This is a genomic window from Halomonas sp. MCCC 1A11062, from assembly GCF_021404355.1.
GTDB lineage: Bacteria > Pseudomonadota > Gammaproteobacteria > Pseudomonadales > Halomonadaceae > Halomonas > Halomonas aerodenitrificans.
This window is the reverse complement of the sequence record NZ_JABFTW010000027.1, coordinates 1-25,491: the sequence shown is the minus strand read 5'-3', so window position 1 is coordinate 25,491 and position 25,491 is coordinate 1. Positions and strand designations below refer to the sequence as shown.

At 64.6% G+C, this 25,491-nt stretch carries 19 protein-coding genes and 1 riboswitch; of the genes, 10 read left to right on the top strand and 9 right to left on the bottom strand.

Going from position 1 to position 25,491, the window contains the following annotated elements; genetic code table 11:
- Nucleotides 1–29 precede the first annotated feature (29 nt).
- The 7 genes from HOP58_RS19960 to HOP58_RS19930 all read left to right on the top strand — a co-directional run bounded on the left by HOP58_RS19960 (nt 30) and on the right by HOP58_RS19930 (nt 9,503).
- Entirely contained in the window at nt 30–422 is a 393-nt protein-coding gene (locus tag HOP58_RS19960) for a VOC family protein (protein ID WP_010629364.1), read from the top strand.
- Nucleotides 423–489: 67 nt separating this feature from the next.
- Nucleotides 490–864: a membrane protein gene (locus HOP58_RS19955; RefSeq protein WP_010629365.1), complete on the top strand. Its 375-nt coding sequence runs from the start codon at nt 490–492 to the stop codon at nt 862–864.
- A gap of 3 nt (nt 865–867) precedes the next feature.
- Nucleotides 868–1,797: a lysophospholipid acyltransferase family protein gene (locus tag HOP58_RS19950; RefSeq protein ID WP_234261328.1), complete on the top strand. Its 930-nt coding sequence runs from the start codon at nt 868–870 to the stop codon at nt 1,795–1,797.
- A gap of 57 nt (nt 1,798–1,854) precedes the next feature.
- Nucleotides 1,855–5,229, top strand: coding sequence for a hypothetical protein (locus HOP58_RS19945; RefSeq protein ID WP_234261327.1), 3,375 nt, complete (start codon nt 1,855–1,857; stop codon nt 5,227–5,229).
- Between the two features lie 80 nt (nt 5,230–5,309).
- Nucleotides 5,310–5,443: riboswitch (TPP riboswitch) on the top strand.
- Between the two features lie 80 nt (nt 5,444–5,523).
- Entirely contained in the window at nt 5,524–6,192 is a 669-nt protein-coding gene (gene tenA / locus HOP58_RS19940) for a thiaminase II (RefSeq protein ID WP_234261326.1), read from the top strand.
- A 41-nt stretch (nt 6,193–6,233) separates the two neighbouring features.
- Nucleotides 6,234–8,123, top strand: coding sequence for a phosphomethylpyrimidine synthase ThiC (gene thiC, locus HOP58_RS19935; protein ID WP_234261325.1), 1,890 nt, complete (start codon nt 6,234–6,236; stop codon nt 8,121–8,123).
- A 129-nt stretch (nt 8,124–8,252) separates the two neighbouring features.
- Nucleotides 8,253–9,503, top strand: a complete 1,251-nt coding sequence (locus HOP58_RS19930; protein WP_234261324.1) for a DUF1887 family CARF protein — start codon at nt 8,253–8,255, stop codon at nt 9,501–9,503.
- A gap of 9 nt (nt 9,504–9,512) precedes the next feature.
- Here the strand turns inward: HOP58_RS19930 and HOP58_RS19925 are convergent, their stop codons facing one another.
- The 4 genes from HOP58_RS19925 to HOP58_RS19910 form a co-directional block, all read right to left on the bottom strand.
- On the bottom strand, nt 9,513–10,760 hold the full coding sequence (locus HOP58_RS19925; RefSeq protein ID WP_234261323.1) for an ABC transporter substrate-binding protein: 1,248 nt from the start codon (nt 10,758–10,760) through the stop codon (nt 9,513–9,515).
- 33 nt (nt 10,761–10,793) lie between these two features.
- Nucleotides 10,794–12,938: an EAL domain-containing protein gene (locus tag HOP58_RS19920; RefSeq protein ID WP_234261322.1), complete on the bottom strand. Its 2,145-nt coding sequence runs from the start codon at nt 12,936–12,938 to the stop codon at nt 10,794–10,796.
- 458 nt (nt 12,939–13,396) lie between these two features.
- A complete protein-coding gene (locus HOP58_RS19915; RefSeq protein ID WP_234261321.1) occupies nt 13,397–14,020 on the bottom strand; it encodes a porin family protein in 624 nt (207 codons plus the stop codon).
- A gap of 120 nt (nt 14,021–14,140) precedes the next feature.
- The gene (locus HOP58_RS19910; RefSeq protein WP_234261320.1) at nt 14,141–15,076 is read right to left on the bottom strand and encodes a DMT family transporter; all 936 of its coding nucleotides are present in this window, start codon (nt 15,074–15,076) and stop codon (nt 14,141–14,143) included.
- Between the two features lie 160 nt (nt 15,077–15,236).
- Here HOP58_RS19910 and HOP58_RS19905 point away from each other — a divergent pair, with 160 nt between their 5' ends.
- Nucleotides 15,237–16,415 (top strand): acetate kinase, encoded by a 1,179-nt coding sequence (locus tag HOP58_RS19905; protein ID WP_234261319.1) that lies wholly within the window; start codon nt 15,237–15,239, stop codon nt 16,413–16,415.
- The gene (gene pta, locus HOP58_RS19900; protein WP_234261318.1) at nt 16,412–18,586 is read left to right on the top strand and encodes a phosphate acetyltransferase; all 2,175 of its coding nucleotides are present in this window, start codon (nt 16,412–16,414) and stop codon (nt 18,584–18,586) included. Before HOP58_RS19905 ends, pta begins: the two co-directional genes overlap by 4 nt.
- Here the strand turns inward: pta and thiO are convergent.
- From thiO to HOP58_RS19875, 5 genes are all read right to left on the bottom strand, one after another.
- A complete protein-coding gene (gene thiO, locus HOP58_RS19895; RefSeq protein WP_234261317.1) occupies nt 18,512–19,702 on the bottom strand; it encodes a glycine oxidase ThiO in 1,191 nt (396 codons plus the stop codon). The genes pta and thiO overlap by 75 nt on opposite strands.
- 100 nt (nt 19,703–19,802) lie before the next feature.
- Complete coding sequence (locus HOP58_RS19890; protein WP_010629376.1) at nt 19,803–20,627, bottom strand: ABC transporter permease; 825 nt, start codon at nt 20,625–20,627, stop codon at nt 19,803–19,805.
- A gap of 3 nt (nt 20,628–20,630) precedes the next feature.
- On the bottom strand, nt 20,631–21,896 hold the full coding sequence (locus HOP58_RS19885) for an ABC transporter permease (RefSeq protein ID WP_234252956.1): 1,266 nt from the start codon (nt 21,894–21,896) through the stop codon (nt 20,631–20,633).
- A 98-nt stretch (nt 21,897–21,994) separates the two neighbouring features.
- Nucleotides 21,995–23,056 (bottom strand): ABC transporter substrate-binding protein, encoded by a 1,062-nt coding sequence (locus HOP58_RS19880; protein WP_234252955.1) that lies wholly within the window; start codon nt 23,054–23,056, stop codon nt 21,995–21,997.
- Between the two features lie 36 nt (nt 23,057–23,092).
- Complete coding sequence (locus HOP58_RS19875; RefSeq protein ID WP_010629379.1) at nt 23,093–24,229, bottom strand: ABC transporter ATP-binding protein; 1,137 nt, start codon at nt 24,227–24,229, stop codon at nt 23,093–23,095.
- Nucleotides 24,230–24,497: 268 nt separating this feature from the next.
- Between HOP58_RS19875 and HOP58_RS19870 the strand changes: the two genes are divergently transcribed.
- Entirely contained in the window at nt 24,498–25,100 is a 603-nt protein-coding gene (locus tag HOP58_RS19870) for a methyltransferase (protein WP_234261316.1), read from the top strand.
- Nucleotides 25,101–25,491: the final 391 nt, after the last annotated feature.

Genomic DNA, 25,491 nt, shown 5'->3' with positions numbered 1-25,491 from the left:
AAAAACACATCATAACGAGGAGGCCGGCAATGCTGTCAGGTCTGGACCACCTGGTCATCACCGTGACCGACATCTCCCGCGCCGTGGATTTCTATTCTCGCGTACTCGGGCTCGAGGTGCGTTATCGCGATCGTGAGCGAGTCGATCTGCTGCTCGGCGACATCGCCCTGCGCCTGCACTGGACGGCAACCGACATCGAGCCGCGTGCCGCCACGCCCACGCCGGGCAGCCTGGACCTGTGTCTGCGCAGCCTGCTGCCGTTGGACGAGGTCCAGCGCCACCTCGAAGCGCTGGACGTGGAGGTCGAGCTCGGCCCCGTCTCCCGCCAGGGTGCCACCGGCCCCATCGAATCGCTCTATCTGCGCGACCCCGACGGCAACCTGCTCGAACTCAGCCGGCCGCTGAAAGAAACGCTGGAATAATGGCCCCGCTGGCAATGACGCGCGTGACCGGTATCATTGGGGCAAATCGTGTTTGACTGGATGGCCCATGAACGACAGCCCCGATAGCCGCAACGTCATCGAACCGAATGGCACTCCCGACATCACCCTGCCCATCGTCGTCTATGCCCTGCTTCTGGCGGGCGTGGTCAGCGGGGGGCTGACGGCCATCGTCGGCGTGGTCATCGCCTATGTCTATCGCGGCCAGGGTCCCCACTGGTTCGACGAGCACTATCGCTACCAGATCCGTACCTTCTGGCTCTCCGTGCTCTACTTTGCCATCTCCGGCGTGCTCACCCTGGTGATGATCGGCTTCGTGACCTGGCTGCTGGCCGTGGTGTGGCTGGTAGTGCGCTGCGTCAAGGGCATCAAGCGCCTGCAGGAGCACCGCGAGCCCGACAACGTGGATGCCTGGCTGATCTGAACCATGAGCGAGTCGCAACCCCCTTCCGCTACCCTGCAAGGCCGCGCCATTGCCACCCTGTGGCGCACCCTGGCCGGGCGTCGCCCCGCCATGCTGTGGCGCCTGGCACGTGTTTCCGGCCCGCTGGTGCATCGTTTCAGCCGGCGCGAGCGCGAGGTCACCGAGATCAATCTCGCCGAGGTCTTCCCCGAACAAGATCTCGCCACGCGCCGCCGGCTGGCCCGGGAGAGCCTGACCCACTCCACCGCCACCATGCTCGAGCTGGGCTTCGCCTGGATGGGCGAGCCGCAGCGGGTAGAGGACTCGATTCTCGAGATCCACGGCCGCGAACTGCTCGACGAAGCCCGCGCCGAGGGACGCGGCGTGATCGTGCTGGCCCCGCACTTCGGCAACTGGGAGGTGCTCAACTTCTGGCTCTCCAGCCACTTCCCCTTCACCGCCATGTACGAGCCGCCCAAGATCGCCGAGCTCGATCCGGTGATCCGCCAAGGGCGCGAGCGCATGGGCGCAAGCCTGGTGCCGACCAACCCGCGCGGAGTGGCCGCCCTGCTCAAGGCGCTGAAGCGCAGCGAAGCGGTGGGCATCCTGCCCGATCAGGAGCCCAACTGGGGCAGCGGCGTGTTCGCGCCCTTCTACCACCGCCTGGCCTATACCGCGACCCTGCTACCCAAGCTGGTGGCACGCACCGACGCCCGGGTCGTCACCGGCGTGGCCCGACGCATTCCCGGGCGCGGCTTCGCCATCCACTTCCTGGCCGCCGACGAGCGCGTCTATGACACCGACGAGGAACAATCGGCCACCGGCGTCAACGCCTGCGTGGAAGACGCCATCGCCCTGGACCCGGCCCAGTACCAGTGGGAATACAAGCGCTATCGCAAGGTGATCGAGGAGCAGCAGGGCGTGCCGAACCACCAGGAGTTTCGGCTCTACTGAACGCTGCCGCCGTTCGTACCCAGGGGGATGAATGCCTCAAGGACGAGAACGCCATCCATGATCCACCCCAGGCCGCTCAAGGCGCTGACATGGCTCGTGCTTTTTCTGGCACTGCTCTACGCGCTCTATCTGGCCACTGCCAATGCCCTGCTCGCCAGCGCCTGGGGGCGTGCCCAGCTCGACCGCACGCCGCGGTTCTCCCTGGAATGGGAGCGCGCCTGGACGCTCTTTCCCGGTCAGCTCGAGGTCACTCAGCTGAGCCTGGCCGGCAGCGCCGCCGAGCGTGACTTCACCCTGGCGGCCGAACGCGCCTCTCTGCGTTTCGCCCTCACTCCCCTGCTCGACCGTGAAGTCAGCATTCGCACCTTGGAAGCCGAGGGGATCCGTCAGGCCAGCCTCGACGCCTACCGGCTTGCAGGCAGCGGTACCCTAAAGCTGGCCGGCTTTCATTGGCGCGCCGGCGAGATCGGCGCCGAGCGCTTCTCGCTGCAGCTGGAAGAGGGCAGCGTGCTGCATGGCGATACGCTACTGGTGGAAGGCGTAACGCTTGATGCCGACCTGCGCCTGGCACCGCTGATCCTGGCCGAACACCCCGGCAGCGAAGCGGCACGCTTCGTCTCCGGCAGCCTCGCCCTGGCCGGGCGCAGTGACGCCTACGACGTTTTCAATCCCTACCTTGCTGCGCTGGGCTGGCTCGAGATCGACGGGCGCGGCGACCTCACCGGCGACATCGCCATCAAGCGCGGCGAGGTGCTGCCGGGCAGCCGTCTGCGCCTGGACTCCCCTCGCCTGAGCGTGCGGCTCGATGAGCGCCACTGGCTGGAAGCGGGAGCGCTCTACCGCATCGACGGCTCCGGCGCCGTCGAGGTCGAGGTGGCGCAAAGCGCGCGTCTGGCGCTTGAGCTCGACGACATCGAGATGACCGAAGCGACACCCGACGCTTCGCTCGCCACCACGGCCCAGCCGCTGCTCGGCGGCGAAGGGTTCCGGCTGGCGCTTGAGACCCCCGTGCTGCGCCTGTACGCTCCGCCGGACGAACTGCGGCGTGCCGAACTGCACTGGCGCAACGCCGAGGCGTTCGACATCGCCGCCTTCGAGCGCTACCTGCCGCCACCCGTACCGCTTAGGTTGGAAGGCGGTTCGGCACGGCTACAGGGCGGGCTCGTCTATGACGACGAGCGCTTGGCCGGCGGTTTCGACCTCACCGGAGAGGCCATCTCGGTGCGCCTCGGCGAGCAGCCGCTGACCGGCTGGCTCGGCCTGCACCTGCCCATCGTCGAGCTCGACGTGGAACGCGGCGCAGTGGACGTTTCCGGCACGCGCTTCGAGCTCGAGGCGGCCGCCCCTGGCGAGGCGCAGCCGCTCAGCACGGCCCTGTCGCTGGCCACCGCCCGCTTCCGCTCGCCGCTGGCATGGCGCGAACTGGATGACGACGCCCTGCGCGATGGAGAGACTCCATGGCAAGCGGAGCTGGAGCTGTCCGGCCACGTCGCCAATCTCGCCGTGCTCGACCCCTTTCTCAGCGGGCTGTTCGATGGGCGCGGCCTCACCCTGCAGGGTGGCGGCCGGCTCGATGGTGCGCTCCAGGTGCGCAACGGGCAGCCACTGCCGGGCAGCCGGCTCGACGTTTACTCCGAAGCGCTGGGCGCCCGCTTTCTCGACTTTCACACCCAGGGCGACGGTCGCGCCCATCTGGCCCTGACCTCCGGCGAGCCCCACCCCGAGGCAAGCGTGGAGCTCGTCTTCGGCGAGGTGGACCTCACCCGCCTCAGCGATGGCCGCCGGCTGTTCCAAGCCGAGCACCTCGCGCTTGCCGCCGCCGCTCAGGCGGACTCACAGGCCACACGCCCCGACACTGCTGAGATCGAGTGGCGCGGCGCGCGCATCCCCGACGTCAGCGTGCTCGACGCTTACCTGCCGTCAACGGCCCCGCTGCGGCTGCACGGCGGCCAGGCCGGGAGCAATGGGCGACTGCTGATCGACGAGGAGCGCGCCCGAGGGCAGGTCACCCTGTCGGGCGATGCCATTCGTGGTCGCCTGCTGCAGGAAGCGTTCGAGGGGGAACTGCAGTTGGTCCTCGAGCTGCGCGACCTCCACCCCGCCAGCCAGCGCCTGGACCTCTCCGGTAGTCGCCTGACTATCGATGCCGCGACCAACGGCGCCGAGCCCCTGCGCACCCAGCTGGTGGCCCGGCAGGCCAGTCTCCAGGGCGGCTTCGACTGGCCCGGCAGCGAGGCGTCGCGCCGACCGCTTTCCGGCACGCTGCGGCTGGACGGCTTGTTCGACCGGCTCGGCTTTCTCAACGCCTTTCTGCCCGACGAGCACGGCCTGGCCATTCAAGGTGGCGGACGCCTGAGCGCCGACCTGCGCTTCAGCGACGGCGAAGCCACGCCCGGCAGCCAGCTGCGCGTGCACTCCGAGCGACTCGGCGCCCGCTTCATGCACTACGAGGCCTTCGGCGACGGCTCGCTGAGCGTGACGATCGACGCCCGCGGTGCCGAGCTCAACCTGTCGCTGCCCCGCTTCGGCCTGCGCCGTCAGGCGGACGAAGGCGCGCTGATCGAGGGCCGGCTGCTGAACATTCACAGCCGCGCACGCCATTTCGATCTGCCCGAGGGGCTGCGCGAACTGAGTACGCGCATCGATATTCCCCACTTGGTGACAGCGGATCTCGCCACGCTCAACGACTACCTGCCCCAGGGCGGCGCCATCGAGCTGCTCGCCGGCCAGGCGCGTATCGCCACCCAGCTGCAACTCGAAGGCATGCGCGCCAGCGGCCGGCTGGAGCTGCATGCACCGGACGCCCGCCTCGCCCTGCACGAGCAGACTCTTGCGGGCGCTCTGCATCTGGAGACCCGGCTCGCCGACGGCGACCTGGAGAGTCTCGACTTCGACGTCTCCGGCTCGCGGCTCAGTCTCGACGGCGTGCGCCTGGCGGACGCCGGCGGCAGTCTCAGCCATGGCTGGTGGGCGCGGCTCGAGCTGCCCGAGGGACGCATGCGCTGGGAGCGGCCGCTGGAGCTCGATGCCCAACTGGAACTGGCCATGCGCGACAGCGGCCTGCTGGTGAATCTGCTCGTCGATGCCGCCCGCGAACGACGCTGGCTGCGTGAACGCCTCACCCTCGGTGAGGTACACGGCGAGACTCGGGTCATGCTGAGCGACGACACCGTACGGCTGGAGAATCTCACCGTGCAGGGCGGCGACCGCCTGGAGCTGCTGGCCAACCTCGCCCTGCGCGACTCCCAGCTTGCCGGTCGCGCCTTCGCCCGCTATGGGCCGCTGCGGCTGGGCATCGAGATCGACGAGGGCAGGCGTCGCTGGCAGCTGCGCAACGCCCGCTCGTGGTACGCCAGCGGGCTGCCGGCCAGCGAGCTGGTCCTGCCCGAGAGCGAGGCCTGGTTCGAACGGCTGGACGTCGGGGTGGAATGAATCAGAGCGGAATGAACCGGGGGAATGAAGCAAATGGCCCGGATGGCTGGAAAGCGGCCGCCGACCTGCTAGACTGGCCACAACGCTTGACGGGGTGCCGGTGGAACCGGCTGAGATCGCCATACGACATGTCTGCTGCAGACGCGTCGTCACGGCGGGGCCCGTTGAACCTGATCCGGCTCGTACCGGCGTAGGAATCAAGCGGTGGCCAGGCACCAGTACCTCCCTCTTCAGCCCTGCCCCACTCTTCTCCCCTTCGCCCGCGCTCCGGATCCGTCCACACCCGGAGGCAAGATGGGCTATCGCTTCACCGACCTGACCCGCGCCTGCCACGACGACTGGCGCGCCTACATCGAGCACGACTTCGTCCGTGGCTTGGGCACCGGCACCCTGGATGAAGGCGCCTTTCGCCACTATCTGCAGCAGGACTACCTGTTCCTGATCCACTTCGCCCGCGCCTACGCGCTGGCCGCCTACAAGAGCCGCACCCTGGCCGACCTGCGCCAGGCCCATGAGGGGCTCAAGGCCATCGTCGACGTGGAGCTCGGCCTGCACGTGGGCTACTGCCGAGAATGGGGCATCTCCGAGGCGGAGCTGGCCGCGCTGCCCGAGGCCCGGGCCACCATGGCCTACACCCGCTACGTGCTGGACACCGGCAACCGCGGCGACCTGCTCGACCTGCACGTGGCGCTGGCCCCCTGCTTGGTGGGCTACGGCGAGATCGCCCACTGGCTGGGCGCCCAGCCGAATACCCTGCGCGGTAACGCCAACCCCTATGACGCCTGGATCGCCATGTACGAGGGCGAGGAGTTCCAGGCCGCCATGCAGGCGGAACTGGCATGGCTCGACGCCCGCCTGGCCGACGTCACCCCGGCACGTTTCGACGAGCTCGTCGAAGTGTTCCGCGATGCCACCCGGCTCGAGATCGATTTCTGGCAGATGGGGCTCGACCGCAGCCTCTGACGCACCCCTGACCGACAACAACGCATCAAGGATTCCAGTTTATGAGCAAGACCGCCCACTTCCTCGCCGAGACCGCCAAGGTCGACGAAGCCGCCATCCAGCCGCTGCCCGGCTCGCGCAAGCTCTACGTCGAAGGCTCGCGCCCCGACATTCGCGTGCCCTTCCGCGAGATCTCGCTGTCGCCGACCAAGACTTCCGGTGCCGATGAAGAGAACCCGCCGCTGCTGGTCTACGACACCTCCGGTCCCTACACCGACCCGCAGGCCGAGATCGACCTGCGCCGCGGCCTGCCCGAGCTGCGCCGCGCCTGGATCGAGGAGCGCGGTGACACCGAGTTCCTCGACGGCCCCACCAGCGAGTACGGCCAGCGCCGCGCCAACGACCCGACCCTGGCCCAGTTGCGCTTCGACCTGAGCCGCACGCCACGCCGCGCCAAACCCGGAAAGAACGTCACTCAACTGCACTACGCCCGCCAGGGCATCATCACGCCGGAGATGGAGTTCATCGCCATCCGCGAGAACCAGCGCCGCCAGGCCTTGGGCACCGCCGAGGTCGAGCGCATCCTCGGCCATCAGCATCCGGGCCAGAGCTTCGGCGCACGCCTGCCGGAAGAGATCACCCCGGAGTTCGTGCGCGCCGAGGTGGCCGCCGGTCGCGCCATCATTCCCTGCAACATCAACCACCCGGAGTCGGAGCCGATGATCATCGGCCGCAACTTCCTGGTGAAGATCAACGGCAACCTGGGCAACTCGGCGGTCACCTCCTCCATTGAGGAGGAGGTCGACAAGATGACCTGGGGCATCCGCTGGGGTGCGGACACCATCATGGACCTCTCCACCGGCCAGAACATCCACGAGACCCGCGAGTGGATCATTCGCAACTCGCCGGTGCCGATCGGTACGGTGCCGATCTACCAGGCCCTGGAGAAGGTCAACGGCGTGGCCGAGAACCTCACCTGGGAGGTGTTCCGCGACACCCTGATCGAGCAGGCCGAGCAGGGCGTGGACTACTTCACCATTCACGCCGGCGTGCTGCTGCGCTACGTGCCGCTCACCGCCAAGCGCGTCACCGGCATCGTCTCCCGCGGTGGCTCGATCATGGCCAAGTGGTGCCTCTATCATCACCAGGAGAGCTTCCTCTACACCCACTTCGAGGAGATCTGCGAGATCTGCAAGCAGTACGATGTCGCCTTCTCGCTGGGTGACGGCCTGCGCCCCGGCTCCATCGCCGACGCCAACGACGAAGCACAGATGGCCGAGCTCAAGACCCTGGGCGAGCTGACCAAGATCGCCTGGAAGCACGACGTGCAGGTGATGATCGAAGGCCCCGGCCACGTGCCCATGCACCTGGTCAAGGAGAACATGGACAAGCAGCTGGAGTACTGCGACGAGGCGCCCTTCTATACCCTCGGCCCGCTGGTCACCGACATCGCTCCCGGCTACGACCACATCACCTCCGGCATCGGCGCGGCGATGATCGGCTGGTTCGGCTGCGCCATGCTGTGCTACGTCACGCCCAAGGAGCACCTCGGCCTGCCCAACAAGGACGACGTCAAGACCGGCATCATCACCTACAAGATCGCCGCCCATGCGGCGGATCTGGCCAAGGGCCACCCTGCAGCGCAAAGGCGTGACAACGCGCTGTCCAAGGCGCGCTTCGAGTTCCGCTGGGAAGACCAGTTCAATCTCGGCCTGGACCCGGACACCGCCCGCGAGTACCACGACGAGACCCTGCCCAAAGACTCCGCCAAGGTGGCTCACTTCTGCTCCATGTGCGGGCCCAAGTTCTGCTCCATGAAGATCACCCAGGAAGTGCGCGACTACGCTGCCGAGCACGGCCTCACCGGCGACGCCGATGCGGTGATGAAAGGCATGGAGGAACAGGCGGAGAAATTCCGCAAGCAAGGTGCGGAGCTCTACAAGGAGGTGTGAGCCCTCATCGGTTCCGCCCACGCCGGCCCAAGTGGCCGGCGTGTTTTTTTGCTGGCATAGGCGACATCGAGGAACGCTCGGATGTAGCCTGTAGAAACCTGCAAGGAGAAGTGCGGAGGGAGCGAGCCCATGCCACACCTGCACGTCGCGCTGGTGACCGAGCGCCCCGAAGTGAGCCTGATCCCGATACTACAGCTGCGCCCACAGCGGGTCGTGCTGGTGCCGTGCCAGGCATCGCCCCAGGCCGCCGAACGCCTGGCCATCCTGCTGCGTCACGAAATGTGCGGTGAAATTGAGGTCGAGGTATGTCCAACCCTCACCACCCAGGACCCGATGCGCTGCGCCATCTATGCCAACGAATTGGCCGAGAACCTCTATCGTGAGCAGTTCGACGCAACGAACCTCTCGGTGACGCTGGACCTGGGCGAGTGCGGCACCCTGACCGCACTGCTGTTTCAGCAGGCCATGCAGCAGTGCTCGGCCGACTGGCTGTATGTGGACACTCAGGCAGGAGTGCTTTACCGCATGGACTGCGACAGCACCGACAGGCAGCCTGATACCATCGCCATCGAGCCGGTACTGAATGTCGACCGCTACCTGCAGGCCAACGGGCGCAAGCGCGTTCGCGCCCTCTCCGACGGTGCCGCCTGGCGCGACGCCTGCCAGCTCCGCAAGCCTCTCACGTATTATCTTGCTCATCATGCCGATCGGCTGGCCGCCCTGCTCGGTGAACTGCACGACATGGTGCATGGCACCGATGGCGTGCTGGCAGAACCCGATCCTCGTGCGGGGCCACAATTACGCCCCGGTGGCGAACGCCAGCGACTGCGGGCCTCCCCGCACTTTCCCGCCACCGATGCGTTAAAGGTCCTTAGCGAGGCCCGGCTGCTGCAGTGGGCGAGCGACGATCCGCACAGCGTCGTCATCGACACGCTGGAAGGTGCCCTCTACCTGGGTGGCGGCTGGCTCACCGAATACACCTGGCTCAGCACGCAGGAGGCCGGATTGGCCCACGCCTGCTGCGAGGCCCACCTACTCGACCTGAGTGTTCAACACAATCACGAGCCCGTTGTGTCGGATTGCCTGGCGGTCGAGCGCAACCAGCTCCTGTTCGTCGAATGGTTGATCGCCCGCCCTGGGGCAGAAGTCTGCCTCGAACAGGGCCTGAAGCGGCTACATGAAATCCTCGATCACTCCGCCGGGCTCTCGGCCACCCGCGTCCTGCTCGCCTGCGGCGAGTTCGACAAGGCCAAGCAGCGCCTTACCGAACTGCAGCGCCGACAGGGCTTGCGCGTCGAGGTGGTGGAAAGCGCAGAGCTGAAGCACCTACCCGCACTGCTGGCCAAGTGGAAGGAACATGGCAGGTGGCCCGGCGGCTGACGATACACTTCAACCCTCGCTGATCAATTGATACAAACGCTGCTGCGCATCCCGGCTGGAGATGCTCGGGTCATCGAAGAACTCGGCCAGGATCGCCATCCACGCTGCCACTTGGTGGGATGGCATCCCCCGCGAATGCACCTCGGTTCGATCCTTTTCCTTGATAAGTGCCTGTAAACCCAGTTGACCGCAGCTATCGAGCTCGCCTGGGTCGACATCGAGTCGCGCCGGCAGCGCGCCCTTGATTCGGCTGAAGGCCACTTGATTGTCGGCATCGAAAACCGTACGGGCGAAGTCCCGTTGCGCCTCGACTTCCCCCGCCCTGGCCGTCAGAGGAAAGGCAAAGGCGTCGAGCACCATGAAGTAAGCAATCGAGGTTCCGGGGATGAAGGTGCAGCCGAAGTCCCGGTCAGCACGATAACCAAGCAATGTAAGCTCCCCCTTGGCCCAATCCCCCATGAACTGCATGCCGGCTTCTCCGCTGCCGATCGACGCGGTGGCATCGGCCCATGTCTTGCCCTCACGAGCCATCAGCGGCAGTGCGAAACGGGATACACGACGCAACAGATCTAGAGCGGCCAGCATTCCCTCGTCGAGCACGGCTTCTGCCTCACCATGGAAAACCCTCTCGTAGCCCTCGGCCCCCATGGCGTCATACATGATGCCGTGGAAAAGCACGGCGATTTCCCAAGGCTCCGCCCCGATGGCAACGGGTGGGTAGCCTGCCGCCTCTATACGCTCGGCGGCAGCCAAGATCTCCTCCCAGCTATTGGGTACTCCGAGGCCAAGCTCATCGAAAATCCTCTGGCTGGTCCAGAGCCAGTTTTCCACATGAATGTTGGACGGAACGAAATACACCTTGCCTTCATGGCGGATACGTTCGAGAACGAAGCTGGGCAATCGTTCGTACCAGCCCTGCTCCTGGGCCACCAGTTCCATGTCCTTGACGACACCGAACTCGCGCAGCTCCCTGGCGCTGGCCGTGACGTTCCACTGCATGACGGCCGGTGGATACCCATGTGCGATCCGGTCGCTGACGACTCGCTTCAAAGCGGCCTCGCTCTCGGTCGGCATATCCACCCAGCGATGGCCGGCCTCGCTCCAGGCCTGCCGGTAAACGTCGAGCGCTGCCTCTTCGCTGCTGGATGTCCAGTAGTACACGACATCGACGGTGTGGCCAGTAGCAGGCTCGGCAGCCTGAACATCGGCAAACGTCACCCCCACCATCAGACAGAGAACTTTCCAAAGACACTTCATGGCGTTTTCCTTCTTCTTCGCTTCACCGTGTCCTCACGTCGGCGTTCTCGGCTCAGCCTTGGCAGAGGTATCGTGACTATCCGTCGCGGTTGCTGCGGCACATTCCTTTTTCTCGACTTTCCTTCTCCCGCCGGCACCCGGTGCATTGAACCAGCGATCCGCGACTTCACTTCCCGGCATCGGCTTGGCGAATAGATAGCCTTGTGCCACCTCACACCCCAGCTCAAGCAGGAAATGCCGCTGGGCCTGGGTTTCGATGCCCTCTGCAACGCAGCGCTTACCCAGGTTGCGCGACAGATCGACCATGGCCCGTATGATCTGTTCCGAGCGGTCGTCCAGGCCGATGTCGGCAATGAAGCCACGATCGATCTTCAGCTCGTCGAAGGGAAAATCGCGCAGATGCAATAGCGAGGCGAAGCCGGTGCCGAAATCATCAAGGGCAATGGAGACACCGTACTGGCGAAAACACGTCATGGTAGCGCGCATGAGATCGGCATAGCGGTTGAGAAAGACGTCCTCCGTCACTTCCACAGCGATATCGGACCAGTCGAGCCCATGCTCATGAATGGCCGAAGCCAACATTTCGAAGCCGTTGTCGTTGATGAGCAATGCTTCTGGCAAATTGATTGCCACTGGGCCAGGCGTATAGCCCGCTTGCTTCCAAGCCAGGAGATCGCAGCAGACGCCCCTTGCCACCGCGCGTGTCATCTCTCCTATGAGGCGCGGGTCTTCCATCAGCGGCAGGAAGGCGCCTGGGGCCAGCAACCCGAGAGTGGGATGCTGCCAACGAACCAGCGCCTCGAAACCCAAATGATGACCCGAGTACAGGCATACCTTGGGTTGGTAATGGACCACGAACTCGTCACGATCGGCAGCACAGACGAGTGCAGCGGACAGTTCGCTTTGCTCCAGCTGTAAAGCAAGGGCGTCCTTGTCGAAGATGACGGCTCTGTTTCTCTCCGACTTGGCGGCATAGAGAGCCAAGTCTGCCACACGGATCAAACCGGCTTCATCCGTCGCATGATAAGGCACCATGGCGCCCCCCACGCTGGCGGATATTCGCAGCGTATTGCCTTCGAACTGAAACTCACTGGCTATTGTGCCGGCCACCCGCTCGGCAATGGCATTGAATGTTCGCTCGTCATCCAACTCCGGCAGGAGAATGGCAAACTCGTCACCACCGATACGGGCAATCACATCGTCGGAACGAAAGACACTGCGGAACGCATGCGCCACATGCAGCAGCGTGGCATCGCCGGCCGGGTGGCCAAAGCTGTCGTTGATCGACTTGAAGTGATCCAGATCGACCAGCAGCAAGGAAAACCCCTTGCCATTCACACTGTAACGTCTCAGCAGGGTGCGCAGTGCCGAATTGAAGTACGCACGGTTTCTCAGCGCAGTGAGCGAGTCCGTCTGCGCCAAATGAGCCAGTTCACTCTCGTAGTTCATCTTCCGTCGATGTTCGCTTCGCAACCTCCGCAATAGCGGGAAGAATAAAAAAGCGCTCGCCAGAATCAGCACCGAAGCTAGCATCAACAAGAGCGCAGTAATGAGAGACTTCGCATTGTCGATACTGGAAACGCTTCGCCCATGAGAATACTTTATGATGCTATTGAAATGGCGCATCAAATGGCCATCTGCCGTGGCGGCAAAGTCGATGGGTCCCCAGAAGGCGTACCGCCGCTTTCGATCCTCATGGCTGGAGTCGATGATCCTTTCGGCGCGGGAAAGGAACTCCTCGAGTCGCCAGTTGAGTTCGAGATAGATGTCCTCCTGACCCGAGCCTCGGGAGCTGATACGCTCCAGAAGGTTTTTATTCAACATCTCCTGATCGCGTTCCAACAGCAGCATGGTGGCGCGAAGATCGGCGATGGTCTCACGAATCTCTTCCAGCATGGGCGTAATGATGTATTCGGGAATGTCAGGATCCGCTGATGCCCGCATGACCGCCCTTGTCTGATTGGCGAGCTGTTGGAACCGAATGAATTGCCTCCCGGAGAGAAAGCTTATCTCCTGCTGGATGGCATGCCGATCGAGCGCAATTCTGACCGTTGCGTACGTGGCACCGATCAAAAGGGTCATGATAATCGCGGCACCAATGTAGTACCGGCCGATAGAGCGGATGTATTTTTCTATCGAAAAAACGGATTTCGGGGGGTGTGAAGGTGGTTCAGGCATCAGCTTTCGCTCTATGGTGTCATAGCATTCCTTTCCGGCATCATCCTGACAACCAGCGATTCCATTTTCTTTTCGGGCTTCAATGGCCCTTCCTAGCGCCTGATAGAGTCGTCAAAACCTCGACGTCGAAATATCCTACTGCTTTGCTTGGTCTTGAACTGACGGCACCGCTGACATAGGCCGCTGCAGTGCAAAGAGAGCATGATCGCAATTCTTTAACCTGCTTTCCAGCGAAAGATTTACTCAGGAATAAACCTAATACTTAGGTCCATGGCGACGAATTAAAATTAAGCCAAACATCTAGACACAAGGGGCAATATTGATCTTGGTGAGTCCTGCGCTTTTTGGACAAACCCTGCCAAGATGGGGGCCGACCCCCGCCCACTAGTTTTCCATACGACTTGCCCCCGGCCATTGCCGGGGGCAGGTGGTTAGTGCGTTATGCGGTACGCACCTGCTTAGAAGCGGAAACGCAAACCGACGCTTGCCGCATCGAAGGTGTGATCGGAGCGATCCAGGTAGCGCATGTAGTCGGCGCCGACGGAGAAGTTGGGCGCGATGTCGAATTCGGCCCCCGCACCGTAGGAGAGGCCGTCTTCACGCCCCACATCGAAGTCGACCTCGGTGATACCGGCCAGGCCGTAGAGGCGGAATTCATCGGAGAGCGGCAAAATACCCTTACCGTAGGCCCCAATGAGATGATCCAGCTCGACCGGGCCATCCGAGCCACCCGTGCCCAGATGCGCTTCGACACCGAAGAATTCGTTGAACTGAGCACCACCGCGCAGGCGCAGGCCGGCGGAATCGCCCGAAGGCCCGACATCGTTGCTGAGATCCCAGAACATGGCATCTGCGCCGATATAGCCTTGCGGGTACATCGGCATATGAGCCTGCTGCTGGGTGCGCGGCTGAGCCTGCCCCTGCCCTTGAGCCTGAGTACGCTGCTGGGTCTGGGCTTGGGTTTGAGTTTGAGGTTGGGTCTGAGGCTGAGGCTGAGGCTGAGGCTGAGTCTGCTGAGCCTGGGCCGAGGAAATGAATGTACCTGCCATCAGTGCTGCAGCGGGAACGGCTAGCAGTTTCATGTCTGCACCTCCATTAAGAAACGGTGTTTCCTTACACCACCTCCAGTGTGGTACAGGCTTTTCGACCATGCAAGCCGAATACACAGAAGATAGTTTCGATTCGTAACGAGAAGCCGTCCTTCAGCGTGGAGAAAGACTCAGCGCCACGATGCCGCCCAGCACGATCGCCCCACCGACCAGTTGAGTGCCCGACAGCATCTGCCCCAACACCAGATAGCCGAGCAGCAGCGAGGCGACCGGCTCCACGTTCATCACCGGCGCATTGCGCGCCATCTCCAGCCGCGGCACGCTGATGAACAGCACCGAGAAAGCCACGCTGTAGAGCAGAGCCAGTGCAGCGAGCGCGCCCCAACCCACAGGACTCGCCGGCAGAGCCATGCCGCCCGGCACCAGTTGCAGTCCACCGGCCACGACCATTAGTACCAACACCGTGAGCATGGTCAGCAGGCTGCGCAGGGTGCTGCCCACCTCTCCAAGATGGTGCTCGGTGGTCCACAGCGCCACGGAAAAGGCGGCCGCAGCCCCCAGGCCGAAGCCGATGCCCGTCAGCCACTCCGGACCAAGCGCTTCGGGCGCAGCCAGCCAGGCGGGAATATCGAGCACTACCACCAGACCGACCAGAATCGCAGCCATGATCAGCGCCGCGCGCAGCGTTGGCCGCGGCCCACCCAGCGCCCAGGTCAGCAGCGCCAACTGGATGGGAAAGGTGTTCATCAGCAGCAGCGCCACGACCACGGGAACGCGCGCCACCGCCGCATAGAGGCACAGGCTCTGGATGGCCACCATCAGACCGGCCAGCAGCTGCCAGCGCCCGGCACCGGCCGGAAAGGCGAGGCGCTTGCGCTGCCAGAGAAACAGCACGACCAGCACGGCAAGCGCCGTCGCCGAGCGCACCAGCACGGCCAGTAGCAAGCCGGTGCCCTCGTCGAAAGCCAGGCGCGCCGCGACGTGATTGCTGGCAAACAGCGTCGCGACAGCGACCAGAATGGCAATGGCGAGATGGCGGGGCAACAGGCCTGGGTGGGAGGCCGAATGGTCGGATAGCGCAGTGCTCATGACGGATTCCGGTCGGGACGAAGCGCTCAGCATGCCAGCGTTCTTGCCCAGCCCCAACAGGCCGCCGCAAGATGACTTAACAATAAGCCTGCGAAGCAGGACATGCTAGACTAAAGTCTTACGTCTATGCTGCCCCTACAGCCTGCCAACGGGAGAACGGATGGAGACTTCGGTTCTGGTCATCAACTGCGGTTCCTCTTCGATCAAGTACGCCCTCGTGCCCAAGGATCCTGCCCGCCCGCGCCTGTCGGGGCTGGCCGAACGTCTGGGCAGCGGCGACGCCCGCCTGAAGGGAACCGACAGCAACGGCGAATCGTTCGAGCAGGCCCTTGAAGGCGCCGACCACGCCCGCGCGCTGGAAGCCATTCTCGAGCGGCTTGAGGGGCGCCTGCCGGTGGCAGTCGGCCATCGCATCGTGCACGGCGGCGAGCGTTTTACCCGCGCCGCGTTGATCAATGACGAAGTGGTCTCCGCCATCGAGCAGACCGCGGCCCTGGCTCCGCTGCACAACCCCGCCAATTTGACGGGGCTTGCCGCGACTCGCCGCCTGTTTCCCGACCTGCCCCAGGTAGCGGTGTTCGATACCGCCTTTCACCAGAGCCTGCCGCCGCGGGCCTACCGCTACGCCTTGCCTGAGGTGCTCTACCGCGAGCATGGCATACGGCGTTATGGCTTCCACGGCACCAGCCATGCCTATGTCAGTCGGCGCGCCGATGCCTTGAGCGGCCTCGAGGGTGGCGGTTGGCTCACCGCCCATCTGGGCAACGGCTGCTCCACCTGTGCCGTATGGAAGGGCCAGAGCCTGGACACCAGCATGGGACTGACGCCCCTGGAAGGGCTGGTGATGGGCTCGCGCAGCGGCGACGTCGACCCGGGCCTGCATGCCCACCTGGCACGCCAACTGGGCTGGTCGCTGGAGCGCATCGACGAGGTGCTCAACCGCGAGAGCGGCCTGCTGGGGCTCTCGGGCCTGACCAACGACATGCGCGAGCTGGAGGCCGCCGAGGCGGAAGGACATGCTGGGGCGACGCTTGCCATCGAGGTGTTCTGCTATCGCATCGCCAAGTCGCTGGCCGGGCTCTCCTGTGCCCTGCCCCGTCTCGACGGTCTCGTCTTCACCGGCGGGATAGGCGAGAACTCGTCGCTGGCACGCGAACGGGTCGTCGCCCTGCTGCCCCACTTCGGGCTGCAGCTCAACCGCACCGTCAACAGCGAGACGATCCGCGGCCAGGAGGGCCGCATCGACGCCGGTGGCCGCCAGCTGTGGGTCATTCCCACCGACGAAGAGGGGCAGATCGCCACCGAAACCCGCCAGCGACTGGAAGAGACCGCTGCATGACGCCGCACGACGCACGTTCACATACCAAGGTGCTGCTGATGGTGCCTACCGCGGTGGGAGTCGGGCTGACCTCCGCCAGCCTGGGCCTGATGCAGGCGCTGGATACCATCGGCCTGAAAACGGGCTTTCTCAAGCCGTTCCGCCAGGACGAGCTGAACGGACCCGGCCCCGACCGCTCCACCGCGCTGGTGAGCAGCACCCTCGATCTGCGCCCGCCGGCCCCCATCGCCCAGGCTGACATGGAGCGCCTGCTGCGACAGGACCGTCTCGACGTGCTGATGGAGCAGGTCATCGAACTCTTCGATCAGGCCATGGACGGCCAAGACGGCACCACACCCGATCTGATCGTGGTGGAGGGTGTAGTCCCCACCGCCCATGGCACCTACGCCACCCAGCTCAACGCCCAGTTGGCCCATGCGCTCAACGCACGAGTCATTCTGGTCGGCAGTGGCGACGCCGCAGCCCCCGAAGCGTTGGCCGAACAGCTCGACATGCATGCCAGTGCCTTCGGTGGGGTGGGCTCGGCGCGTACCCTGGGCTGCATCCTGATGCGCATGCAGAACCTGCCCGGCGGCGAGGAGCCCACGCTGGCGCCCGGTACCAGCAGCGTCATGCTCGACGATACCTTCCTGGACGAACTGCGCCGCCACTCACCGGCGCTGGCCACCGACCGTTTCCACCTGATCGGCGTGGTGCCCTACAACCCGGCACTGATCGCACCGCGGGTGATCGATGTGGCACGGGCGCTCGACGCCAGGTTCCTGCACGAGGGCGACGCCGCCAACCGCCGCGTGCTCTCCACCAGCCTGTGCGCCCGCAGCGCCGCCAATGCCCTGCACGCATTCCGCCCCGGCAGCCTGATCGTGACCTCCGGCGACCGCGACGACATCGTGCTGGCCTCGGCGCTGGCCACCATGAACGGCGTGCCCATGGCCGGCGTGCTACTGACCAACGGCTTCATGCCCAACGACAACATGATCGAGATGTGCCGCCCGGCGCTGAAGACCGGCATGCCAGTGCTGGCGGTGGATACCGACAGCTTCACCACCGCCAAAAACCTGGGCCGGATGGGCAACGACATTCCCATGGACGATCTGGAGCGCGCCGAGCAGGTGACCCGCTTCGTGGCCGGGCATCTGGATCTGCAATGGCTCAGGGAACACCTGAGCCGGGGCTTCACCCGTCGGCTGTCGCCCTCGGCGTTCCGTCATCAGTTGGTCAAGTTGGCTCAGCGCGCCAACCGGCGCATCATCCTGCCTGAGGGCAGCGAGCCGCGCACCGTGGAGGCCGCCGCCATCTGCCAGCGCCGCGGTATCGCCAACTGCATTCTGCTGGCCCGCCGCGAGGAGGTCGAGGAGGTCGCTCGCAACCGCGGCATCGAGCTGCCGGAAGGGCTCGAGATCCTCGACCCCGAGCACATTCGCAGCCGCTACGTGGCGCCCATGGTGGAACGCCGGCGCGGCAAGGTGAACGAGCTGACCGCAGAGGATCAGCTGCAGGACAATGTGGTGCTGGGTACCATGATGCTGCAGCTCGATGAAGTGGACGGCCTGGTCTCCGGCGCCGTTCATACCACCGCCAACACCGTGCGCCCCGCCTTCCAGCTGATCAAGACCGCGCCCGACTATCGCCAGGTGTCGTCGATCTTCTTCATGCTGCTGCCGGAGCAGGTGGTGGTCTACGGCGACTGCGCGGTGAACCCGGACCCCGACGCCGAGGCGCTGGCCGAGATCGCCATTCAGAGCGCGCGCTCCGCCCAGGCCTTCGGCATCGAGCCGCGGGTGGCCATGATCAGCTATTCGACCGGGGAGTCCGGCAGCGGCGCCGACGTCGACAAGGTGCGTCAGGCCACGCGGCTGGCTCGGGAACAGGCGCCGGACCTGTTGATCGACGGGCCGCTGCAGTACGACGCCGCCGCCATCGAGAGCGTGGGCCGCCAGAAGGCGCCCGACTCGCCGGTGGCGGGACGCGCCACGGTGTTCGTGTTCCCCGACCTCAATACCGGCAACACCACCTACAAGGCGGTGCAGCGCAGTGCGCGGGTAGTCAGCGTGGGGCCGATGCTGCAGGGACTCAACAAACCGGTCAACGACCTCTCACGCGGTGCCCTGGTCGACGACATCGTCTACACCATCGCGCTGACGGCGATCCAGGCCGCCCAGCGCGGTTGAGCCTGCACGCCCGAGACGCCGTGCCGGGCGATAGGGCGTGGGGTCGATGGCAGGTTCCCGCTCGAGCAGCAGGTCGACCAGCAGCCCGGTCGCCGCCGGCGCAAGTACCAAACCGTTGCGGAAATGTCCGGCATTGACGAATAGCCCGTCGATGCCGGGCACGGCGCCGATGAAGGGGATGCCGTCCGGGGCCGCCGGTCGCAGTCCGGCCCAGTGATGCTCGACCCGGCACTCAGCCAGCGCCGGCAGCATCGCCACGGCGCTTTGCCACAGCGACTCGCGCGCCTCTTCGGTGGTGCTCTTGTCGAAGTCGGTCTGCTCCAGGGTCGAACCGACCAGCACCCGACCATCGCCGCGCGGAATCAGGTAGCGGCCATCGGCGAGCACCACCCGTTCCAGCAGCTGTCGCCCGCCCGCCATGGGTGGGGTGGCGAACAGCATCATCTGGCCTTTCACCGGGCGTACCGGCAGCGCCACGTCATGGTCGGCCAGCAGCACGCCGCTCCAGGCGCCGCCGCACAGGATCACCCGCTCGGCAGCGAAACGCTGCTGCCCGGCGACGACACCCCGCACATGCCCCCGCTCGACGATGAGCCGCTCGACGGCCGCCCCTTCCACCACTCGGGCGTTGGGCAACATCTCCAGGCGTGCACGCAGCGCCCGGCACAGCCGCGGGTTGCGCACGCTGCCCAGGCTAGGCATCCACAGTCCTTCGCCCAGCCCCTCGACCAGCCAGGGTTCCTGGCGGTAGATGAAGTCCGCGTCGACCCGCTCCAGCGGCCAGCCCTGATTCTGCGCCCAGTCGCAGGCACGCTCGGCGTCGTCCACGCTCAGGTAGAGCAGCCCCTTCTGGCGGTACTCGATGTCGATACCGGTAGCGTCGCGCAGCAGCGTGGCCATCTCGGCATAGCGCTCCCCCGCGCCCCGGGCGAGCTGCGATACCGGCTCGCTGTAGCGCCAGGGATAGAGCGGCGAGACGATGCCGCCACCGGCCCAGGAGGCCTCCTGGCCGCAGCGGCCTCGCTCCAGCAGGGTAACGCCATGGCCGGCCTCGGCCAGCTGGCAGGCGGTCAGCATGCCGATGACGCCACCGCCAACGATCAGGAAGTCGTTCACGCAATGCTCCGATACAGGGTCCCGCCACAGCGGGTGCCGAGGACTCAGGACACGACTGCGCCCCGTCGAGACGGGGCGCAAGGTTGCAGCGGGTGGTGGGTCAGGGGTTGCCCTTCAGCCTCTCGCTGCGCCGTCGTAACAGTTCCATGGTAACCAATAGCAGCGTCGAGATCAGGATCAGAATGGTGGCCATCGCGGCAATGGCCGGGCTGATGTTCTCGCGAATGCCGGAGAACATCTGGATCGGCAGGGTGCGCTCGGTGGGGCTGGCGATGAACAGCGCCACCACCACTTCATCGAACGAGGTGGCAAAGGCGAACAGGCCGCCCGACACCACGCCGGGCACGATCTGCGGCAGCACGATGGTGAAGAACACCCGCATCGGGTTGGCGCCCAGGCTCGCCCCGGCGCGCACCTGATTGAAATCGAAGCCCTGAAGAGTGGCGTTGACGGTGATCACCACAAAGGGCACACCCAGTACAGTATGGGCCAGCACCAGCCCGGTGTAGGAGTTGAGCAGGCCAACCTGGGCGAAGAAGAAGTACATGCCCACCGCAACGATCACCAGCGGTACCACCATGGGCGAGATCAGCAGCGCCACGATCAGCCCCTTGCCGGGAAACTCGGCGCGATTGAGGCCCACCGCCGCCAGGGTACCGAAGATCATCGCCAGCAGCGTGGCCAGCGGCGCCACGATCAGGCTGTTCTTGAGCGCCCCCATCCACGCCGAGGAGGTGAAGATCGCCTCGTACCAGCGCAGCGAGAAGCCCGGCAGCGGGTAGGTCAGGAATGAGCCGCTGCTGAACGACAGCGGCACGATCACCAGTACCGGCGCGATCAGGAACAGCAGTATCAGGCCGCAGAAGATGCGAAAGACCCAGAACCACACTTTCTCTACCGGCGAGGCGTAGGGAGGTAGCGACATGGCTCAGCTCCTGATCAGCTGCTTGCGGTTCACCAGGCGGTGGTAAACCAGGTAGAGCAGTAGAGTGACCACCAGCAGCAGGCTGCCCAGCGCCGCCGCCATGCCCCAGTTGTTGGTGGTGTTGGTGTAGTAGGCCACGTAGTAGCTCACCATCTGATCGGCCGGCCCGCCCACCAGCGCCGGGGTGATGTAGTAACCCAGCGCCATGATGAAGACCAGGATGGTGCCGGCTGCCACGCCGGAGATGGTCTGCGGCACGTAGACCTGCCAGAAGGCGGCGAAGGGGTGTGCCCCCAGCGACACCGCGGCGCGCTGATAGCTCGGTGAGATGCCCTTCATCACGCTGTACAGCGGCAGCACCATGAACGGCAGCAGAATGTGCACCATGGCGAAGAACACCCCGATGCGGTTGAACACCAGCTGCAGCGGCGAGTCGATCAGCCCGCTGAAGATAAGGCTCTGGTTCACCAGGCCGTTGGACTGCAGCAGGATGATCCACGCCGCGGTACGCACCAGCAGCGAGGTCCAGAACGGCAGCAGTACCAGAATCATCAGCATGTTGCTGGTCTTGGCCGGCAACGTGGCCAGCAGATAGGCCAGCGGGAAGCCCAGTGCCAGACAGATCAGGGTGACGCCACCGGCGATCACCAGCGTGCGCTGGAACACGCTCAGGTAGAGGCGGTCGCGCTCGGCGACGCGCGCTATCTCACCGTCGGTGCCACGCTGCAGATCGAGCGAGGCCAGCAGGTAGCGGTCGGTGGTGGTGGGCGCGGTACGCTGAATGCCGAGCCAGGTCTCGGTCTCGCCCCAGGCGGGATCGATCTCGGTCAGGGTCGCGACCCAATCGGTATCGGGGCCGACCGCATCCACCGTCGGCAGGCCACGCAGGGTATTCATCAACAGGCTGCGATAACGGGAATCCTCGTAGTTGAGGCGCCGGCTGATGCGCCCCAGCCCACCGCCCTGACGTGAATCACGCAGCTCGGCGGCAAAGGCGGCCAGAGTGGCCTCGTCCGGCAGCCCGCTGCCGTCCCAGTGGCGCAGCCCCTCTGCCGTGAGCGGCATCACCGAATCGAGTTCGGTGTTGTCGACGCTGCGCCACAGCATGTTGCCGATGGGTACCACGAAGACGACGATCAGAAACAGCGCCAGCGGCGCCACCAGACCAATGGCCTTGAGCTTGCGCAGCCGTTCGGCACGGCGTAACTGCGCCTTGAGATTACCGCCAGGCTTGGCTGGCGACATGGTTGCCGACAGGTTCGCAGACATCGCCTACCCCATGGTTCAAGCGTGCCGGGCCCAGCCCTAGGGCGGGCCCGAAGTGAAAGCAGGGCTGGCGGCGGCCCAAGGCCGCCGCTCGGCGTCGCTCAGCGGGCCGCCCAGGCGCTGAAGCGTTGCTCCAGCTCTTCACCATGATCGACCCAGAAGCCGGTATCGATGGCCAACGCCCCTATCATGTTCTCCTCGTAGGTGGGCATGCGTCGCGCCTGGGTCTCATCCAGTTGGGCGATGGCTTCCGGGTGCACCGGGCCGTAGGGAATCTCGCTGGAGTAAGCTGCCTGGTTCTCGGGCTGGCTGGCGAACTCGATGAAGGCATAGGCCTCGTCGACGTGTTCACTGCCGGCGACGATGGCCCAGTAGTCGAGGTCGTAGATGCTCTCGTTCCACACGATCTCGAGGTTGCTGCCCTCTTCCTGGGCAGCGGCAATGCGACCGTTGTATGCAGAGGTCATCGCCACGTCGCCGGATACCAGCCACTGGGGCGGCTGGGCACCGGCCTCCCACCACTGAATGTGGCTCTTGATCTCGTCGAGCTTGGCAAAGGCGCGATCGACCCCCTCGTCGGTGCGCAGCACCTCATAGACCTCATCGGCGGCCACGCCATCTGCCATGAGCGCGAACTCCAGGGTGTACTTGGCGCCACGGCGCAGCCCGCGTGTGCCGGGGAACTGCTCGACGTCCCAGAAATCGGCCCAGGAGGTCGGTGCACTGTCCAGCGCATCGGCGTTGTAGGCCAGCACCGTCGACCAGACGAAGGTGCCCACGCCACACTCGTCGAAGGCTGCGTCGATCAGCACGCTGCCCAGCCCCAGGCGCTGCCAGTCGATGGGTTCGAACAGACCCTCGAAGCAGCCGCGTACCAGCTCGGGAGATTCCATTTCCACCAGATCCCAGCTGACGTTGCCGGTTTCCACCATGGCGCGGATCCGCGACAGCTCGCCGTTGTAGTCACCCGGTGTGAGTCGGATGCCCGTCTCCTCGGTAAAGGGGCCGTAGTAGGCGTTCTGCATGGCATCGCCGGAGGCGCCACCGAAGGAGATCACGGTCAGTGCCTGAGCGCTGGCGGAAACCGCCAGACCGAGGCTGACCAGGCCGCCGAGGGCGATGCCACGGCTGATGCGGGATAGTGGGAAGCGCTGCTGAGTCATTGTCTTTCTCCCGGCCAAAGGCCTTTGTTATTGAATTTACTGCGTTGTTGCGGAGCAGGAGGCGTCGAGTGCGCGCACGTCCTCGTCTCGCCAGCCGAGTTCGATCACATCTCCCGGCTGCATACTGCTTTCGAAATCGTCCACCGGCACCCGCGCCATGAACTCGTCGTTGTCGGCCAGTTCGCAGCGGACTCTCAAGTGGTCGCCCAGGTAGATGAACTCGCGGATGCGCGCCTGGAGCCGATTGGGCAGGCCCTGGGCGGAGCCGTTGAGCTTGACCCGCTCGGGGCGAATCGACAGCCGCGTGGCATCCCCCACCGCGAGTCCGCTGCCGATCAGCGCACCCGTGCTGAAACCGTCGCCGAAACTGACCCGGCAATGACGCCCCTCCACCGACTGAATGCGCCCTGCCAGGGTGTTGTTCTCGCCGATGAACTGGGCGACGAAGGCATTGGCGGGATGCTCATAGAGGTTGGTCGGGGTGTCGATCTGCTGAATCACGCCATCGTTGAACACCGCCACCCGGTCCGACATGGTCAGCGCTTCGCTCTGGTCGTGGGTGACGAAGACCACGGTGAGCCCGAGCCGCTCATGGAGATGCTTGATCTCCAGTTGCATCTGCTCGCGTAGCTGCTTGTCCAGCGCGCCCAGCGGCTCGTCCATCAACACCAACTGCGGCTCGAAGACCAGCGAGCGGGCCAGCGCCACGCGCTGCTGCTGGCCGCCGGAGAGCTGGGTGGGTCGGCGCTTGGCAAAGTCGCGCAGCTGGATCATGTCGAGAATGTGAGCCACCTTGCGGTCGGCCTCGGCGGCCGGCATGCGACGCGTCTTGAGCGGGTAGCGGATGTTCTCCTCTACCGTCATGTGGGGAAACAGGGCATAGTTCTGAAACACCATGCCGAAGTTGCGCTTGTGGGGCGGTACGCTGTTGAGCCGCTGCTCGCGCAGGAAGATGTCGCCACTGGTCGGCACTTCGAAACCGGCCAGCATCATCAGGCAGGTGGTCTTGCCAGAGCCGGAGGGCCCCAGCAGCGTGACGAACTCCCCTTGGCGAATCGTCAGGTTGAGATCCTTGACCACCAGATGCTCGCCGTCGTAAGTCTTCTGAACGCCTGTAAACGTAATCAAGGGCGGCGGATGAGGGTGCGATTCGTTGGTCTTGTCGTGAGGCATCGTTTCACCCATGGCGATTTCAGAGGGGTGCAGACGTCAAGAATAATGCAAGACGTTCACTGAAAGTTTCAACATTCAAGCTAAACATCGCCAAGAACATCGTCAAGTATATTCCACATCCTTCTTTAGCCGTAATTCAACGCAACAGGCAAATGCCCCTCCCATTCAGGTACTCGGTTGAACCCACCAGGCAAGCCCACCCTTTCATGCAGACCTAGGCTGGCCTAGAGTGGAGGCATGTTCAGCTACAACTGAAGGAGGAATGCCCATGGCGGTTCAAGAGCGACCCCCGGTCGTGGCAGGCCCTGAACGACGAGCCCAACTGACACTCTTTGCACGCAATTTCTTCAAGCATCCCCGCATGCTGGGCTCCATCATCCCCAGCTCGTCATTCCTCATTCGCCGGCTGCTGGAGCCCGTGGAATGGGAACGAGCACGTGTGATCGTCGAATACGGGCCCGGCGTGGGCACCATCACCCACGAGATCCTGGGTCGCTTGCACCCCGACGCAACGCTGGTGGTCATCGAGACCAACGACGATTTCGTCGACTTCCTGAACCGCTCCATGACCGACCCTCGTCTCAAGGTGATTGCCGGCTCGGCGGAAAACATCGAGGAGGAACTCGAGCGCCTGGGCCTGCCGGCAGCCGACTATGTGGTCGCCGGTCTGCCTTTCAGCACCATGCCAGCCGACTGCCGCGAGCGTATCCTCCAACAGAGCCAGAAAGCCCTGGCCACAGGTGGATCCATGCTGATCTATCAGTTCTCACCCAAGGTCTCTTCCGACCTGCGCCAGATCTTCTCGCGCGTGGAGAGCGCCTTCGAACCGATCAATATCCCCCCCGCCAAGGTCTATTTCTGCCATAAGTGATGCTCCCTTACGTCGACCGCAGGCCCACTGGCCTGCGGTAGATCGGAGCCATTCTCGACCAGCCCCATTCGCTTGACCGCCCCCGGTTGACAGCGTTGCTTTCCGCTTCCGGCACCGTCGATTCCAAGATTGCTTAGGCTTTGTACGAAAAGTCGGCGAGCGATGGCCAGACAAGGCAAAAATCGGCGAAAAGACGGAGTTTACGGGGTGTAAATGAGTACTTTGAGCCGATTTTTAACGCCGTATGGGCGAGCGCAGACAGTTTTCGTACAGAGCCTTGTGTCTCTCCGGGCTTGTTGATTAGCTACCAGCAGGCCTTGGCATCAGGGTGAGCATCCGCAGAGCCTGAGGCGCTACAGCCTGGGACTTAGATTATGCCCCCTGATGCCTA

Coding starts and splice junctions, on each gene's coding strand:
- HOP58_RS19960 (WP_010629364.1), top strand. CDS start 30: ATGCTGTCAGGTCTGGACCACCTGGTCATCACCGTGACCGACATCTCC.
- HOP58_RS19955 (WP_010629365.1), top strand. CDS start 490: ATGAACGACAGCCCCGATAGCCGCAACGTCATCGAACCGAATGGCACT.
- HOP58_RS19950 (WP_234261328.1), top strand. CDS start 868: ATGAGCGAGTCGCAACCCCCTTCCGCTACCCTGCAAGGCCGCGCCATT.
- HOP58_RS19945 (WP_234261327.1), top strand. CDS start 1,855: ATGATCCACCCCAGGCCGCTCAAGGCGCTGACATGGCTCGTGCTTTTT.
- tenA (WP_234261326.1), top strand. CDS start 5,524: ATGGGCTATCGCTTCACCGACCTGACCCGCGCCTGCCACGACGACTGG.
- thiC (WP_234261325.1), top strand. CDS start 6,234: ATGAGCAAGACCGCCCACTTCCTCGCCGAGACCGCCAAGGTCGACGAA.
- HOP58_RS19930 (WP_234261324.1), top strand. CDS start 8,253: ATGCCACACCTGCACGTCGCGCTGGTGACCGAGCGCCCCGAAGTGAGC.
- HOP58_RS19925 (WP_234261323.1), bottom strand. CDS start 10,760: ATGAAGTGTCTTTGGAAAGTTCTCTGTCTGATGGTGGGGGTGACGTTT.
- HOP58_RS19920 (WP_234261322.1), bottom strand. CDS start 12,938: ATGCCTGAACCACCTTCACACCCCCCGAAATCCGTTTTTTCGATAGAA.
- HOP58_RS19915 (WP_234261321.1), bottom strand. CDS start 14,020: ATGAAACTGCTAGCCGTTCCCGCTGCAGCACTGATGGCAGGTACATTC.
- HOP58_RS19910 (WP_234261320.1), bottom strand. CDS start 15,076: ATGAGCACTGCGCTATCCGACCATTCGGCCTCCCACCCAGGCCTGTTG.
- HOP58_RS19905 (WP_234261319.1), top strand. CDS start 15,237: ATGGAGACTTCGGTTCTGGTCATCAACTGCGGTTCCTCTTCGATCAAG.
- pta (WP_234261318.1), top strand. CDS start 16,412: ATGACGCCGCACGACGCACGTTCACATACCAAGGTGCTGCTGATGGTG.
- HOP58_RS19890 (WP_010629376.1), bottom strand. CDS start 20,627: ATGTCGCTACCTCCCTACGCCTCGCCGGTAGAGAAAGTGTGGTTCTGG.
- HOP58_RS19885 (WP_234252956.1), bottom strand. CDS start 21,896: ATGTCTGCGAACCTGTCGGCAACCATGTCGCCAGCCAAGCCTGGCGGT.
- HOP58_RS19880 (WP_234252955.1), bottom strand. CDS start 23,056: ATGACTCAGCAGCGCTTCCCACTATCCCGCATCAGCCGTGGCATCGCC.
- HOP58_RS19875 (WP_010629379.1), bottom strand. CDS start 24,229: ATGCCTCACGACAAGACCAACGAATCGCACCCTCATCCGCCGCCCTTG.
- HOP58_RS19870 (WP_234261316.1), top strand. CDS start 24,498: ATGGCGGTTCAAGAGCGACCCCCGGTCGTGGCAGGCCCTGAACGACGA.